The organism is Dokdonia sp. Asnod3-C12, from assembly GCF_045063975.1.
In the GTDB taxonomy this organism is placed as follows: Bacteria; Bacteroidota; Bacteroidia; order Flavobacteriales; family Flavobacteriaceae; genus Dokdonia.
This window is the reverse complement of record NZ_JBEFNY010000003.1, coordinates 403,148-419,310: the sequence shown is the minus strand read 5'-3', so window position 1 is coordinate 419,310 and position 16,163 is coordinate 403,148. Positions and strand designations below refer to the sequence as shown.

General features: G+C 38.0%; 16 protein-coding genes. 3 read left to right on the top strand and 13 right to left on the bottom strand.

All coding sequences use genetic code 11. From position 1 onward, the window contains the following. Positions 1 to 36: 36 nt before the first annotated feature. The 3 genes from leuD to ACJJVW_RS01860 are packed head-to-tail and all read right to left on the bottom strand — an operon-like array spanning position 37 to position 3,258. Complete coding sequence (leuD, locus tag ACJJVW_RS01870) at positions 37 to 651, bottom strand: 3-isopropylmalate dehydratase small subunit (protein ID WP_405250573.1); 615 nt, start codon at positions 649 to 651, stop codon at positions 37 to 39. Then, on the bottom strand, positions 651 to 2,036 hold the full coding sequence (leuC, locus tag ACJJVW_RS01865) for a 3-isopropylmalate dehydratase large subunit (protein ID WP_405250572.1): 1,386 nt from the start codon (positions 2,034 to 2,036) through the stop codon (positions 651 to 653). The genes leuD and leuC overlap by 1 nt, the downstream gene beginning before the upstream one ends. A 49-nt stretch (positions 2,037 to 2,085) precedes the next feature. Beyond that, on the bottom strand, positions 2,086 to 3,258 hold the full coding sequence (locus ACJJVW_RS01860) for a 2-isopropylmalate synthase (protein WP_405250571.1): 1,173 nt from the start codon (positions 3,256 to 3,258) through the stop codon (positions 2,086 to 2,088). 118 nt (positions 3,259 to 3,376) lie between these two features. On the opposite strand from ACJJVW_RS01860, the gene ACJJVW_RS01855 reads away from it, so the two are divergent. Further along, positions 3,377 to 4,939 (top strand): hypothetical protein, encoded by a 1,563-nt coding sequence (locus tag ACJJVW_RS01855; protein WP_405250570.1) that lies wholly within the window; start codon positions 3,377 to 3,379, stop codon positions 4,937 to 4,939. A 39-nt stretch (positions 4,940 to 4,978) separates the two neighbouring features. Next, positions 4,979 to 5,836 carry a DMT family transporter gene (locus ACJJVW_RS01850; protein ID WP_339848571.1) on the top strand — a complete coding sequence of 286 codons (858 nt, stop codon included), beginning with the start codon at positions 4,979 to 4,981 and terminating at the stop codon, positions 5,834 to 5,836. 7 nt (positions 5,837 to 5,843) lie between these two features. Here the strand turns inward: ACJJVW_RS01850 and ACJJVW_RS01845 are convergent, their stop codons facing one another. Together ACJJVW_RS01845 and panB are read right to left on the bottom strand one after the other, a co-directional pair. Then, complete coding sequence (locus tag ACJJVW_RS01845; RefSeq protein WP_405250569.1) at positions 5,844 to 6,542, bottom strand: RluA family pseudouridine synthase; 699 nt, start codon at positions 6,540 to 6,542, stop codon at positions 5,844 to 5,846. A 100-nt stretch (positions 6,543 to 6,642) separates the two neighbouring features. Beyond that, positions 6,643 to 7,461, bottom strand: coding sequence for a 3-methyl-2-oxobutanoate hydroxymethyltransferase (gene panB / locus ACJJVW_RS01840; RefSeq protein WP_013751674.1), 819 nt, complete (start codon positions 7,459 to 7,461; stop codon positions 6,643 to 6,645). Positions 7,462 to 7,521: 60 nt separating this feature from the next. On the opposite strand from panB, the gene ACJJVW_RS01835 reads away from it, so the two are divergent. After that, positions 7,522 to 8,031, top strand: a complete 510-nt coding sequence (locus tag ACJJVW_RS01835; RefSeq protein ID WP_339848575.1) for a nuclear transport factor 2 family protein — start codon at positions 7,522 to 7,524, stop codon at positions 8,029 to 8,031. A gap of 13 nt (positions 8,032 to 8,044) precedes the next feature. On the opposite strand, the gene ACJJVW_RS01830 is transcribed toward ACJJVW_RS01835, so the two are convergent. The 8 genes from ACJJVW_RS01830 to ACJJVW_RS01795 all read right to left on the bottom strand — a co-directional run bounded on the left by ACJJVW_RS01830 (position 8,045) and on the right by ACJJVW_RS01795 (position 16,072). Continuing rightward, entirely contained in the window at positions 8,045 to 8,794 is a 750-nt protein-coding gene (locus ACJJVW_RS01830; protein ID WP_405250568.1) for a hypothetical protein, read from the bottom strand. Between the two features lie 79 nt (positions 8,795 to 8,873). Beyond that, positions 8,874 to 10,310, bottom strand: coding sequence for an L-serine ammonia-lyase (locus ACJJVW_RS01825; RefSeq protein WP_405250567.1), 1,437 nt, complete (start codon positions 10,308 to 10,310; stop codon positions 8,874 to 8,876). Continuing rightward, on the bottom strand, positions 10,307 to 10,816 hold the full coding sequence (locus ACJJVW_RS01820) for a GNAT family N-acetyltransferase (RefSeq protein ID WP_405250565.1): 510 nt from the start codon (positions 10,814 to 10,816) through the stop codon (positions 10,307 to 10,309). The genes ACJJVW_RS01825 and ACJJVW_RS01820 overlap by 4 nt, the downstream gene beginning before the upstream one ends. 3 nt (positions 10,817 to 10,819) lie before the next feature. Then, positions 10,820 to 11,359: a type II CAAX prenyl endopeptidase Rce1 family protein gene (locus tag ACJJVW_RS01815; RefSeq protein WP_405250564.1), complete on the bottom strand. Its 540-nt coding sequence runs from the start codon at positions 11,357 to 11,359 to the stop codon at positions 10,820 to 10,822. Between the two features lie 217 nt (positions 11,360 to 11,576). After that, positions 11,577 to 13,073: a S10 family peptidase gene (locus ACJJVW_RS01810; RefSeq protein WP_405250563.1), complete on the bottom strand. Its 1,497-nt coding sequence runs from the start codon at positions 13,071 to 13,073 to the stop codon at positions 11,577 to 11,579. An 82-nt stretch (positions 13,074 to 13,155) separates the two neighbouring features. Continuing rightward, on the bottom strand, positions 13,156 to 13,872 hold the full coding sequence (locus ACJJVW_RS01805; protein WP_405250562.1) for a DUF3307 domain-containing protein: 717 nt from the start codon (positions 13,870 to 13,872) through the stop codon (positions 13,156 to 13,158). After that, positions 13,872 to 14,564, bottom strand: a complete 693-nt coding sequence (locus ACJJVW_RS01800; RefSeq protein ID WP_013751681.1) for a fumarate hydratase — start codon at positions 14,562 to 14,564, stop codon at positions 13,872 to 13,874. The genes ACJJVW_RS01805 and ACJJVW_RS01800 overlap by 1 nt, the downstream gene beginning before the upstream one ends. A 134-nt stretch (positions 14,565 to 14,698) precedes the next feature. Then, positions 14,699 to 16,072, bottom strand: coding sequence for an amidohydrolase family protein (locus ACJJVW_RS01795; protein WP_405250561.1), 1,374 nt, complete (start codon positions 16,070 to 16,072; stop codon positions 14,699 to 14,701). Between the last annotated feature and the right edge of the window lie 91 nt (positions 16,073 to 16,163).

Sequence of the window (16,163 nt, the reverse complement as noted above, 5' to 3'; positions counted from 1 at the left end):
GCGAGGATCTGGTAACTATTTATATAAAGTGTTTTATTAAAACACCATTCGTTCTTTTTCAAAGGCTTCTATTTCTGCCTTTTTACTTAATAAAAAATCTATGTCGTCATAACCATTGATCATGCATACTTTCTTGTAGGGATCTATTTCAAATTCCGCTTTCGTACTTCGACCTTGCTCAGCATAAACTCCAGACATCTCCACCACTTGATTTTCTAGATCTATCGTAATGGGCAACTCAGGATTTGCTTCTATACCTGCTAATAATTCCTTAAGATACTCCAGCGTTACCTGAATAGGAAGTAAGCCGTTGTTAAGCGCATTTCCTTTAAAAATATCTGCAAAAAAACTTGAGATCACAACCTTAAATCCGTACCCTACAATTGCCCAAGCAGCGTGCTCACGGCTAGAACCACAACCAAAGTTGTCTCCAGCTACGAGAATTTTTGCTCCAGCATATCGTGGTTTATTAATAGGGAACTCTGCATCCAGCGTTCCATCTTTTTTAAAACGCCAGTCTCTAAAAACGTTATCTCCAAATCCTTTCTTATCTGTCGCTTTTAAAAAACGTGCAGGGATAATCTGATCTGTATCTATATTTTCTATAGGTAGCGGTACCGCTGTGCTTATGAGTTTTGTAAATTTTTCCATTAGGCTACAGCTTCTTTTGTGACGTCTACTATTTTTCCTGCAATGGCAGTTGCGGCAGCTACAAGGGGAGAAGCGAGTATTGTTCTCGCACCTTGACCTTGGCGGCCTTCAAAATTTCTATTTGAGGTAGAAACACAGTACTCTCCAGCGGGAATTTTATCATCATTCATCGCTAGACAGGCTGAACAGCCAGGCTGCCGTAAGGCAAACCCAGCCTCTTCAAACACCTCTTTAAGCCCCTCTTCTTCGAGTTGCTTTGCTACTTGTTGTGAGCCAGGTACTAGCCAGGCGTTCACATTTGCAGCTTTATGTTTTCCGCGCACGTATGCTGCGGCTATTCTAAAATCTTCTATTCTTGAGTTTGTACAACTTCCTAAAAACACATAATTAATAGGCGTGTCTAGTAGTTGATCTCCACCCTTGAAGTTCATATACTCAAGCGCTTTCTCAAAGGTCATATCACCTTTCTCAGGGATAGCACCATTTATTTTTATTCCCATTCCTGGGTTTGTGCCGTAGGTGAGCATAGGTGCTATATCTTCGGCGTCAAATTGATATTCTTTGTCAAAAGTGGCATCTTGATCTGTAGGAAGTGTTTTCCAGTAGGATACCGCTTTCGCGAAAGCGTCACCCTGCGGAGCAAATTTGCGTCCTTCTACATAATCAAAAGTAGTTTGATCTGGGGCAATCATACCGCCACGAGCACCCATCTCGATACTCATATTACAAACCGTCATACGGCCTTCCATACTCATCTCCTCAAAAACATTACCCGCATACTCACAGAAGTAACCTGTACCAGCGTTTGTACCAATTTTTGAAATGATGTATAAAATCACATCCTTAGGAGAAACGTGCGGTGCAAGGGTCCCATTTACAGAAACGCGTAAGCTTTTAGGCTTATTAAGTAATAGGCTCTGACTCGCAAATACTTGTCCCACCTGGCTCGTCCCGATACCAAAGGCAATAGTTCCAAAAGCGCCATGTGTTGAGGTGTGACTATCACCACAAACCATAGTCATACCCGGTTGTGTGATACCTAATTCTGGTGCCATCACGTGTACGATGCCATTGTATTTGTGACCTAGTCCATAGAGCGTGATGTTGTGTTTTTTACAGTTTTCTGTGAGTTGTTGTAATTGCTTGCGAGACATCTCATCCTTGATAGGAAGATGCTGATTTTCCGTTGGGGTATTATGATCTGCGGTGGCAACTATTTGATCTGGACGCGCTACAGTAATACCACGCTCCTCAAGCTCATTAAACGCCTGCGGACTGGTAACCTCGTGTATCAAGTGCTTGTCTATATATAAGATTTGGGGTCCGTTATCTACCGTGTCTACTACGTGTGCATCCCAGACTTTATCAAATAGTGTTTTTCCCATTGTATTGTGTTACTCAAATTTTACGTTGTAAAAATAGAGTTGGTTATTATTAAGCTATTGCTCCTGCTTTAAGCTGTATGCGATCCATGATCATATGGATGTCATTATCCTTTACTTCTTTTTGTCTATCTGCTACATTAAGAAACTGTTCATAAGCTGCATCTAGTTGAATCTTGGTCAATTCGTATCCTACTTTTTTAGATCTGTATGCAAGTGCTGCTCTACCACTTCTTGCAGTAAGCACGATAGAAGTCTCATTTACTCCCACATCTTTAGGATTCATGATTTCGTAGGTCTCTCTATTTTTGATCATACCATCTTGGTGAATACCTGAGCTGTGAGCAAAAGCATTTGCACCTACAATAGCCTTGTTAGGTTGTACGACCATTCCCATCTTATCACTCACCATACGGCTCGTGTCAAAAAGTAGTTGGGTATTTATATCTGTGTGAAGATTAAGGGTAGGATGTTGTTTAAGTATCATTACCACTTCCTCTAGTGAGGTATTACCAGCACGCTCTCCTATACCGTTTATGGTACATTCTATCTGTCTTGCTCCATTTATAACGCCAGCAATACTATTTGCAGTGGCTAGACCAAGATCATTATGACAGTGACAAGAGAGGATTACGTTTTCTATACCTTTTACGTTTTCACGTAAGTATTTAATTTTTGCTCCATACTCTTCAGGTAAACAATAACCTGTAGTATCTGGAATATTAAGAACTGTCGCTCCAGCTGCAATTACTTGTTCTAGAACACGAGCAAGAAAAGCGTTATCTGTACGTCCAGCATCTTCTGCATAAAACTCTACATCATCAACAAAATTTTTCGCGTAAGCGGTTGCCTTAATAGCGCGTTCAATTATCTGCTCTGGAGTGGCATTAAACTTATATTTCATGTGCGACTCGCTAGTCCCTATACCAGTGTGTATTCTAGGTTTTAGGGCATATTTAAGTGCTTGTGCCGCTACTTCTATATCTTTCTCTACAGCACGGGTGAGACCACATACTGTTGCATTTTTAACAAGTTTTGATATCTCTGCTACAGAGGTAAAATCTCCAGGGGATGAAATAGGGAATCCAGCTTCTATAACATCTACACCTAGAAGGTCTAGACGCTCTGCTATGGTGAGCTTTTCTTTTTTGTCTAATTTACAACCAGGAACCTGCTCTCCATCTCTAAGAGTCGTATCAAAAATCTGAACTTTGTCGTTTTGCATAGCATTCATTTCTACACGAATTTATACCTTGCTTATTCTTAAACGATGTGGGTTATGATGAAGCTTACGACATCAAGGTTAATTTTAGTCTAATCAAATAACTGTATTTCAATTAGTTATGAGAAAAATCATTACAACGCTTAATGATCATAATGATTCTTTATTTATTTTAATAAAGTCATTATCTAAGAGTGAGAAGCGCCAGTTTAAACTGTACGTAGGCCGACTAGTGGGAAATAGTGAAGCCAAGTTTTTACAACTTTTTGAATTTCTAGACAAAGAGAAAACATACAATGAGACTGCAATTTTAAAGTCTGGTATTGTTACTAAAACACAACTTTCTAACCTTAAAGCGCATCTTTATAGACAATTATTAATAAGCTTACGACTCACTCCTGCACATCAAAATATACGTGTTCAAATACGAGAGCAGCTAGATTTTGCAACCATCTTATATCAGAAAGGTTTATACAAACAAAGCCTCAAAATTCTAGATAAGGCCAAAAGTATGGCGCTCGAGAATGAGGAGAAAAATGTTGCCTACGAGATTGTAGAATTAGAGAAAATTATAGAAACTCAGTACATTACTAGAAGTATAGCTACTCGAGCAGATGAGCTTGCTGTACAAGCAAAAATGCTAAGTGAGCAAAATGTAATGGCTAGTAAGCTATCTAACCTCTCATTACAATTATATAGTATCATGCTCAAGACGGGCTATGTGAAAAGTGATGCAGAGAAGCAGCGCCTTACTGACTACTTTGATGGGCATTTACCTAAATATAATTATGACACACTCAACTTTAGAGAAAAGTTATGGTTGTATAAAGCACATCTTTGGTATAGTTTTTTAACGCAAGACTTCCTGACTAGTTACAAGTATGCAGATCGCTATGTGAGACTTTTTGATGATAACCCCACGATGATTAAGCAAAACCCAGTATTCTACCTAAAGGGAATACATTATTTGCTCGAATCTTTATATTACCTCAAACACGAATCAAAGTTTAAGGAAGCCCTAGATAAACTTACTACAGTAAAGGAGAATCCTAACTTTCCTAAGGGTGATAACCTAGATACGCTACTATTTCTATATACCTCAAGCAATTGCTTTAACCATAAGTTTATGACGGGAAGCTTTAGTGATGAGGATGGTCTCGTAAAAGAGGTGCTTGCAGGATTAAAATCACCCAAATATAGAATAGATGAGCATCATGTAATGATATTCTATTATAAGATTGCTAGTCTATACTTTGGAGCCGGAGATAACGTGAAATGTATAGAGTACTGCCAAAAAATCATAAATAATCATAGTCTCAAAAGTAGAGAAGATCTCATGTGTTTCTCACGTATTCTTAATCTCATTGCTCATTACGAGGCAGGTAAGGACTATCATCTAGAGTCACTATTAAGAAGCACCTACAAGTTTTTAATTAAGATGGATGATATGCATGAGGTACAAAAAGAGATGATTAAATTTGTGCGAAACCTAGGCGATATATACCCTCACGAACTCAAGGGAGCATTTAAGAATTTACATAGTACGCTTAAGCAGTACGAGGAAGACCCTTATGAGCGAAGAGCATTTTTATACTTAGATGTGTTGTCGTGGTTAGAGAGTAAAATAGAAAATAAACCAGTGGCAGATGTAATCAAAAACAAAGCGCATCAATCTTTGCGTTAGTCTAATACGTCGTAGTTTTTCCAAAATTATAAGTCCTCGATGAAGAATAGCACTAAACACATATTAGAAATTAATCTTGCCATGCTTTTTGTGAGCACATCTGGTGTTTTGGGGAGATATATAGATTTACCTCCTGCAGTAACCATAGGTATCAGATCTTTTGGAGCAATGCTATTACTTGGCCTCTTTATAAAGTGGAAAGGTTTTTCTTTTACGCTTGCGCGAAAAGATATGCTTGCGATTGCTCTTTCTGGAGTTTTTATGGGACTACACTGGATTACCTATTTCTACTCCTTACAACTATCTAATGTGGCTATTGGGATGCTCTCGCTATTCACTTATCCTGTGATGACTAGCTTACTAGAACCACTATTTTTGAAAACCAAGTTTTCAAAAATGCACTTGTTACTTGGGGTGCTTGTATTGATAGGTATTTACTTTCTTGCGCCTACTTTTGATACAGAAAACGACTATTTCCTTGCGATACTCATAGGATTGCTGTCTGCGTTATGTTTTGCAATACGTAACCTACTAGTAAAAACAAAAATAGGTTCCTATAACGGGTCTGTAGTGATGTGGTACCAAACGCTGGTGATTGCGATTATGCTTATACCAGCATATTTTATCTTTGACACCGAAGGTTTTGTTGCAGAGCTGCCTTATATAGGATTGCTTGCTCTTATAACCACCGCTTTAGGACACACGATGTTCTTGTTTAGTATCAAAAGATTTTCTGTTACAGCAGCTAGTTTAATGGGAAGCGTGCAGCCTATTTATGGGATCATTCTAGGTATTATTTTTCTTAATGAAATCCCTGGATGGCGTACTGTGTTGGGAGGTTCATTAATACTATTTAGTGTTGTGGTCGAGAGTTTAAGAGCGTCGCGAAATAAGTAGGAAACCCCTAGTTACAAGCCTTCCACACAGCATCACCTTCGGGAACTTCGGCTGTAAAAGTCATTTCTTCCTTTTTTACAGGGTGGGTGAGGGTAAGCTTTCGCGAAAGCAAACTAATACTACCATCAGGATTGCTGCGGTCAAAACCATATTTAAGATCGCCTTTTATAGGGGATCCCATAGCCGTAAGTTGGGCTCTAATCTGATGATGTCTCCCAGTGTGCAAGTCAATCTCGAGTAGGTAAAAGGTTTTGAGTTTTTTTATAACTCTATAATCCAAAATTGCCTTTTTACTATCTGGAACCTCATGCTTGTGTGCGTAGCTTTTGTTTTGTTTAGGATTCCTCTTTAGGTAATGAATAAGAGTGCCACTCTCTGCCGGTGGCGGATTTTTTACTAACGCCCAGTAAGTTTTTTGTGTTTCTCTTTCGGCAAAGGCTTTGTTGAGGCGTGGTAGCGCTTTGCTTGTTCTTGCAAATACAACAATTCCAGAAGTAGGTCTGTCTAATCTATGTACAACACCTAAATAAACGGCACCGGGTTTATCATACTTTATAGCAATATACTTTTTTACAACCTCGCTCAGGGGCGCATCACCTGTCTTATCTCCCTGTACGATATCCCCACTACGTTTATTAATCACAATAATGTGATTATCCTCATAAATAACGTTGAGGTTGTCTGCAGTAGAGAGGGTATTATTCATTGACGGCTTTTCTTTTAGAAGCTATAATTATATTCACATTATCACGAGTGCATGAAGCTCTACGCGATAATATGGGTATAAGGGAATTTAATACGGAGTATTAATATTGCTCATCTTCGTTAGGGAAGCTTTGATTTTTTACATCTGTGCTATATTGCTCAAATGCTTTTGTCATTTCTGTATGAAGATCTAGGTAACGTCTCAAAAAACGTGGGTTGAATTCATGTGTCATTCCAACCATATCGTGCGTTACTAGTACTTGACCATCTACACCAGCACCAGCGCCTATACCAATTACTGGAATTGTAAGGCTAGCGGCAACCTCTTGAGCTAGTTTTGCAGGAACTTTTTCTAAAACAAGTGCAAAGCAACCTGCTTTTTGAAGCATTAGTGCATCTTCCTTTAGTTTTTGAGCTTCTTCTTCTTCCTTTGCTCTTACCGTATAAGTGCCAAATTTATAGATACTTTGTGGTGTAAGTCCTAGGTGGCCCATTACAGGAATTCCTGCATTAAGAATACGCTTAATACTTTCTTTTACCTCTTTACCACCTTCTAATTTTATAGAGTGCCCTCCAGATTCCTTCATGATGCGTATTGCAGATCGTAACGCTTCTTTAGGATCACTCTGGTAACTACCAAATGGTAAATCTACCACGACCAAAGCTCTGTTAATAGCACGCACAACAGAAGAGGCATGATATATCATTTGATCTAGCGTAATAGGTAGTGTGGTCTCGTGTCCAGCCATTACATTTGAAGCACTATCCCCTACGAGAATAACATCTATACCTGCACCATCCACTATTTTTGCCATGGTATAATCATAGGCAGTAAGCATTGATATTTTTTCTCCACGAGCTTTCATCTCAGTAAGAGACTTTACGGTTACTCTTTTGTATTCTTTTTTGGCTGTAGACATTTGTTTATTTTTTCTGTTACAAAAGTAGTAAATTAGATACCTATGTGTTAAACATTCTTTATGCGTCTCAAATATCTTTTTGTTCCAATGATTGCTGTCTTTATACTGTTTGCTTTTGTAAAAGCAGATAATCATTATTACAAGTCTTTAAATCAAGATCCTCAGGGAGAACAAGAGGTGAAAGAGGTGGTTCAAACATTTTTTGAAGGTTTCCATAAGCAGGATTCACTACTTATTAAAAAGGTAGTTCATGAAGATGTTATGATGCAGTCTATAGGCAAAGGGAAACTTGGGGAGATTGAATTGAGTAAGCAAGACTTTAATCAGTTTCTATTATCTATTTGCTCTATACCAGAAACTACTGCTTTTGAAGAGCGCATAGCAGATTATGAGATAAAAATGGATGGTAAAATGGCAAATGTATGGACGCCATATTCATTTTATATTAATGGTAGTCTTAGTCATTGTGGCACAAATAGTTTCCAACTTTTTAAACGCAACGGAGTCTGGAAAATCTTTTATATAGTAGATACGAGAGATCGAGAGGATTGTGTAGAGAAGCGGGGATAGATGGAGTAATTCTTTAATCTAGCTTATAAATTAATCTAAAGTCCATATTAAACTCAAATCCAGTAGAGAACCCCTCTTCTCGTCGCGGATTTGTATCACTAAATAAAAAGTTTTCTTCAAAATCAAATCCTCTAAAATTAGGATTCTCAATATTGCTATAGCTATTATCCTTAAAACGAACGCCTAGACCAAAGTTTACACGCAACATAAGTGTATTTGATAATCGAGTATACTCTCCAAAGTTTACTAGAACCCCATTCTTTACACGTTGATAGTCTGCACGATCAAAGGCTATAAGTTCTACGGTACCATTTGCATCGTTTATAGGCTCAAAAGTATCAGAAATTAGCGTTTCTTTACTGTTTATGTAAAACAACTCTAAGCCTACATAATTAGTATATTTATCTCCTTTGCCTATAAAATAAAGTACTTCGGGGCGTATTTCATAAAGACTATAATTGCTTGAATCTCCATTTGTATAAGGCAAGCCTTGAAAACCTACTCCCACGCTACCACCTACAGACCAGTGACTATTAAGAGATTTTGTGTAGCCTATATTTATTCTAGGAAAAGGCGTGATAGGACTAATTAAACTGAGACTTAGGTATGATTTTACGGGTATCCTTGAGATGCTATCCCTGCGCTCAATTTTTTTTACACGTTTTTCAACGCGTATCGCTTTCTTTTCTTCACGAGTGGTCTGTGCTTGTAGTGTTTGAATACAACATAAGATAATGACCAGTGCGCTTGTAGTAATTCTCATTTAAGGTAGGATTTAGTGAGGATTCTCTATAAAGATGCATTTTCCACCATAAGGTTGCGTTGTATTAATAAAAGCATTCTTAACAATCTGCCATAGCTACATTAATAGCAAGACCACCTTCTGAGGTTTCTTTATACTTGGTGTTCATATCTTGAGCAGTTTGCCACATAGTGTCAATCACTTTATCTAGAGGAACCTTAGCATTTGCAGCATCTCCATCTAGAGCCATTTCACAAGCATTAATAGCTTTGATTGCTCCCATGGCGTTACGTTCTATACAAGGAATCTGTACGAGACCTCCTATAGGATCACAAGTGAGGCCTAAGTGATGTTCCATAGCGATCTCTGCAGCCATGAGAACTTGTTCTGGGCTTCCGCCCATGAGTTCTGTAAGACCAGCTGCTGCCATTGCACTAGATACTCCTATTTCTGCCTGACATCCACCCATTGCTGCAGAGATGGTTGCTCCTTTTTTAAATAGACTTCCTACCTCGCCTGCTACGAGAAGGAACCTTTTAATATCTTCAAAATTTGCATCGTGATTTTCTATAACGATGTAGTACATCAATACAGAAGGGATTACTCCTGCGCTACCATTAGTAGGAGCGGTAACCACGCGTCCTAGAGATGCATTTACCTCATTTACTGCAAGAGCAAAACAAGATACCCACTTCAATATTTCGCGAAAGCGTACCTCTTGACTTCGTATCGCTTTTATCCACTCATACTTATCTGTATAGTTGGTGTTTTTTTGAAGTTTTAAATGAGAATCATATGCTCTTCTGCGTACATTTAGTCCGCCAGGTAATGTTCCCTCTGTGTGACAACCTATGTACATGGAGTCTAGCATCACATCCCAGATTTGTTTAAAACGTTCATTGATTTCCTCTTCTGTGTGGAGGTAAAGCTCGTTTTCTAATACGATTTGAGAGATAGGTTTTCCTTCTTGCTTACAGAACTTGAGTAGGTCTGTAGCTTTTTCTACCGGTCTAGGGAAACATTCAAATTCTATTTTCTTGCGTTCGGCACGTTTGCGTTCTTCTTGTACAACAAAGCCTCCACCTATGGAATAATACTTTTCTCTTACCTTCTTATCATTAGTTAAGGTTGCAGTAAATCGTATCCCGTTAGGGTGAAAGGGTAAAAATTTTCTATTAAATACGATATCCTCATCAGGGTTGAAGTCAAAGGTGAATTCACCATCGAGGTCAAGACGTCTAAAAAGTTTTATGTGATCTACAGTAGTAGGTATTTCATCTATATTACAGGTTTGTGGGTCTGCACCTGTAAGGCCCATAATCACGGCGACATCTGTAGCATGGCCTTTGCCAGTAAGAGATAGCGATCCATAAAGGTCTACTTTTATAGTAGAGACCATCTCAAATTTATTAGTGTCTTTTAATTTTTTAATAAAGCGTTTTGCTGCACGCCAAGGTCCGAGCGTATGAGAACTTGAAGGTCCCACGCCTATTTTAAGCATATCAAATACGGAGATGGATTCTATTTGCTTATTCATATTTCAAGCGTCATTATATAGTCGGTTTGAATCTCTGCAATCATATCATAATCATGAGTGCCTGTGATGATAAAACCTTGTTTTTTGTAGAATGTTATTGCGTCTGGATTTTCCTCCCAAACGCCAAGCCAAATGTAGTTTTTTTTAAGCTGTCTCGCTTTGGAAATCGAAAAATCTATAAGCCGTTTCCCATAACCCTTGCGCAAGTATGTAGTGTCTATATAAATACGTTCTATTTCTAGTCCATTAGGCTCTTGGAATTCTGTTTGAGCCTGATTAACATTCAACTTTAGGTACCCTATAATAGTATCATTGTCACGAGCAAAGAACCATAGTGAGTCCTCATTAGATAATTGTTTGTTGAGGTGCGCTTTCGCGAAAGCGTACTCATAATAACTTGCGATGACTTCTGGTTTGTTTTTATGAGCAAATGCTGATGAATAGGTCCGTATTGCGAGATCTTGTAGGACGTCTAGTTCGCTGTTTTTTATAGGCGTGACAATCATCGTTTAAGAATTTTCCATTGTTTTAGAGAATATCAAAATGATGATTACAAAACCATTATTCATCGCATGAAGCGCCATAGGCCAAGCGATATTTTCATTCTTGATTTTAAGTAATCCCATCATAAATCCTGAAATAATTCTCGGGATTATGAGTGCAATAAGTGCTGCATTAAGTACAAAGGTGTCTACATAATTATTGATGTGCACCATGCCGAAAAGTAGCGAACTCACAATAAGAACAACCGTAGCGTTCCGTGACAAGAAGTTACGTACCTTAAGAGTACGGTGCTCTGGTATGAGTTGTTTGAGAATGGTGAATACAGTAAATAAGAAGATAGCTATGAATCCAAGTTTTATTACCCAGTGTACATCTGCAGGTATAAATTTATTTGAATAAAAGAGCGGCCAAGAGCAGAGCAGGAGTATGATGTCTGAGTGACTTGGCTTTATAAGTGTACGAAACATCATTTCCTCAATAATAGGAGCAAATATTACCGCCAGTACAAATAACTTAAGCGGATTATTCTTCAATAACTCGCGCAAAGTAGATTGCTCATAATCTCGTTCAAATATCTCTGGAAACTGAGTTTTAAGGATCCCGAATATTGTAAAGAAGATAATGTATAATCCCCAGAGGTAGAGGTAGTATTTAATAAGGGTAGTGGTCTTGTTGATAGCTATATATTATTAAACAGCCCTTGAATAATTTTTGTCAAGGGCTGTATTTATTAAATTATATGAAAATCCTTTTGGGATTTCTTTAATGCTTTGCTCCATTTTCAATACCCGCAGAAGATTTCTTGATAAAATCACGTAAATCGTCATTTGCATTGATAAGATCTTCATTGCGCAGGTACATCATATGCCCAGATCTGTAGCCTTTAAAGCTCAATCTATCAGATAATTTACCACTTGCGTTAAGTTGCCACATTACATATTTTGCATTAAAATAAGTAGTTGCGCCATCATAATAACCACTTTGTATCATTACGTTGAGGTTAGGGTTTACACCCATTGCCTTGCGTAAACTTGCGCCAGCATTGTTATTAGAACGATCCCAAGGACGCACTGGTCCAAACATATTATAACTAAGATCTGTTTTTAATCCTAATTCTTGACTGTAGTAGTAGTTGATCGCTGGAGTAAAAGAATGTAACCATGAGGTAAGCTCACTATTGTAATCTGGTCCATCACCAGCTTCTTTTACGTCTAGTCCTTTATAACGAGAATCAAGACGTCCTATGGTAAGTCCGTCGCGGTTTCTCAATAAATCTTTCCAGAAATAATTAAAAGGAACTTCAAGGTTGTTTTGTCTTATGGTAGTTTCTGAGAGTCCAGAGTAATAGGCCATTTTTTTAATAGCAGCCTCTTTTTTATCTGTTTCTAGATAGCCAGATTTCACCAGTAGTGGTAAGAGTTCGTTTACGGCATAGTTTTCACTTTCGGCAAGTACTTCTGTTAGGTCTTTTTGCTGTAGTGCTGGAGGTAGCATATTGTGATACCATGCAGCAGCTGTAAAGTAAGGAAGACGGTTTGCAACTTCTACCGGTCCATCAAAATCAAAACCTATTTCTGTAGGAGATACTAGTACCACCCCATTAATAAACATCCATTTACTATCTTGAAGTTCGGCGGCAAGTCCAGATACGCGGGTGGTACCGTAACTTTCGCCTATTAAAAATTTAGGAGAACGCCAGCGGTTATTTCTTGTAACAAAAGTATTTACCCAGTCGGCTAGATATTTAATATCTGCATTTACCCCAAAAAACTGTTTAGAGTCTGGCATTTCTCCTTTTTCATTAGGCAGCATTCGGCTGTAGCCAGTATTTACAGGATTTACAAATACGATATCTGCTACGTCTAGAATCGAATTAGGGTTACTCTTTATGCCGTAAGGTTGTACAGGAAAACCTTCGTCGTCTATTTTAAGGATGCGTGGTCCTGTATAAGCAATGTGCATCCATACAGATGCAGATCCTGGACCACCGTTAAAAGAAATAACTAAAGGTCTAGTCTCATCATTTTTAATATCAGAACGTTTGTAATAGGTGTATAATAAACTCGCAACAGGCATTCCTTCATCATCCCAGACTGGTTGAAAACCAGCTGTAGCTGTATACGGAATCGTTTTTCCTTTAACAGTGATAGAATGACTTGATACGATGGTGGTATCTACAGGAACCGAGACTTTTTGAGAATACGCTTTCGCGAAAGCGGAAACAACAATGATACCCGTGAGAATGTGTTTGAAATACATGGATTGTAAATTTTGGTTGTACTTATAAAAATAGCATCTAGTAGCTAAACATAAGAGAATAAAAATGTTTTTAACGAATATGCTATGGCGCGATAAAGAGTGTGTAAAGTAATGCACACCCAATGGCAATGGCAAAACTCAACATGGTGCCAATGAGTACATACTCCGTTTTAAGGTAGTCTCCATCTTTAAATCTTAAGATAGATTTTGCTGTAATCAAAAAACCTACAGCGCTAAACTGTCCTACGATGATAAGCACAAGTACTAGCCATCTTTCTGTGATACCTATGAGTCGGCCAGCATTAGGTAGGTCTTGTGATTTTTCTGTAAATGAAACCGAGAATAGATTGAAAATCTCTTTTATCACAATGTTTGCCGGCTTTGTACAAAGGAGAAACATAGCAATAAGGCATATAAGTGAAAAGTAGGAGGCATCAAGCATAATTGGTTGCCATCCCAAGATATTTACATAAAGAACACTTGCTGCAACATACGTGATGATGTGAAGTAATTGATCTATAAAGAATGCACCTTTATGCAGCCATTTGTTGTTAAGTAATTGAGGTTTTAAGCCGTCAATAATCCAGTGTATACCAGCGATTGCTATTGCCCAAGGTAGAAACCTATAATCGAGAGAGGTGATAAAAGAAGCAATAAACACGGTGAGAATATGCCACTTGAGATGTTTGCTTTTAAAGCCTTTTTTTGCCTTTGACTTTGCAGTCTTCTTAGGTTGAAAGGTATAATCTGCTAGCAGGTGACCTATGGTCTGTAGGGCGATGAGAGTTGCTATATCCATTATGAAATCTTACTTAAAGTGTGATTAAAATACCTGATGGCTTTGTCCATTCCATTCCATCCAGAGGCTGTGGAGTGCTGGTTAATAGAAGACTGACTTACGCCTAATTTTTTTGCAATAACCTTCTCGCTATTACCCATGATTTTTAGAAATAAGACCTCGCTTTGTCTGCTAGTTGCTCGTGCTAGTAAGTGATCTAGTAACGAGATAATCGCATCTATATTGAGGTTAAGTTCTTCATTTATAGAGCTAAAGAATAGCGTATTTTTTATAACCATACGCTCCTTATTGTGAGTGCTCTCGCTACTTATGGCGCGACCACTCCTGTAGATAGCATCGCCATCTATAATGTTTTCTTCTCTATTAAATCTATCTAGCCTGCCTAAACCCATGGCAAGGCGTATGCTATAGGTTTGAAAAACTCTTGTTCTATTATTCTCTACTTTTTCCTCAATTTCTAAGGACTTTATAAATGTTTTGATAGCGAGCGCTACGGCTAGTCCATTTTCGGGATCTGGAACTACGCACTCAAGATAATCTCCTTTAATGAGTCTAGAGAACGTGTTGTACTTCGTTTCTAGTTGCTGAAATAGCTGTAAGAGCTGCTGTTCGAGCGTTTTCTTTTCGTCCGTGCTTAAACTTGTATAGGCAATAAAATCACCAGAAATTACTATATGATTGGTATAATCCACCTTTTGAATGCTTTGATAATCAAATATAAGCAAATATGCTTATAGAATACATTTATAAGTAAATAAGCTTATAGAGTATATTTATAAGTGTATATGCTTATAAAGTATATTTATAAGTGAATAAGCTTATAAATCTATTTTTCAGTATGTACGATTGTACCATCCTTAATCACCAGATGTATATCTTGTGTAGCGCTTATGTCTAGTAGCGGATTACTATTAAGCAACACTAAATCTGCTTTGTTACCTGCAGCTAGATGATAGCCTTTCTTGTGTAAAAAATTTGCACCTTGATACATCGTTGCAATTGCATTTGCTGGAGAGATGCCAGCCCTTACCATTTCTTCTAACTCTCCATGTAACGATGGTCCTGGATAAGTGTAAGAGTTGTAAGCGCCACTATCTGATCCCGAAAGGAGATTAACTCCAGCTTTATCTAATGAAGCAACGAGTTTTAGAAAAAATTGCTGTAGCTCTTTTCTATCTTGCTTAGCTTTTGGACTTGCATTCAGAGCGCCTCTATTCCTTCCTTCATAAGTGGCTATAAAATCTGCATCTAGCGTTTTTAAATAAGCATCATCGCTGTGATTTACTTCGTCCATATAACTCAGCACATCGCCTATGTATAAAGTAGGAGTGACGTGCACATTGTTGCTTTTTAATTTCTCAAAAGTACTTTGTGCTGTTTCCTCATCATAGCTTGCTATAAGCTGTTCCATGCTTCCCCAGAACCCTAGCTTTCCATCTTTTATGTCTTGAGTGATCTCTTTTTCACGAGAAGAGCATCCTTTTAAAATATAATAGAGGTGTTCAATATTATCAATTCCAGCAGTGATGGTTTCATCTAGTGTCACGGTAAAAGGCATGTGCCCGGAGGTAATCATTCCGCGCTCTTCGGCTTGTGTTATTATGGATAGATAGGTATCTCTAGCGATCGTACTATCATAAAGTTTTACATAATCGACGCCTAGTTGCTGCAAAGAATCTAGTGCTTTGCTTATCTCATCGTCTGTATTCACGCCTATAGAACCTGCCCAACGAGCATTTTTTCCATCTAGTTTAGGTCCAGATGTATAAATAGTAGGACCCATGCGCTTTTTGTTTTTTATTTCTTCATTCCATTGCTGTACTTGGGTAGTGAGATCGCCTCCAGCATCTCGCACCGTTGTAATTCCATATTTTATAAATTGTTCAAGAAATTTTTCATTCTGCGGAATAAGAGCTTCGCCTCCGCGAAAATGAGTATGATTATCCCAAAACCCAAGAAGTAAAAACTTACCACTACCGTCTATTACATTACCATCTTTATCATCAGAAAGAGTGCTTATCTCTTCAATTTTATAAATCGAATCATTACTGAGATACACATTTTTATTACTACTTAGCGCTCCATTTTCGTCTATAATGGAGACATTGCTTATCTTGAGGTCATACGCTGGTTTTGTATCCTTAGGCTTGCAACTTACTAGTAGTAAAAGTATCGCTATGGTTGAGTATATATACTTCATGTGATTGATGGTGTCTGTTTTAGGTGGTTTTATTGTTACGCTTTCGCGAAAGCATAGTTCCTCAAAGCTAAGTCTTAAAATTACAAAATAG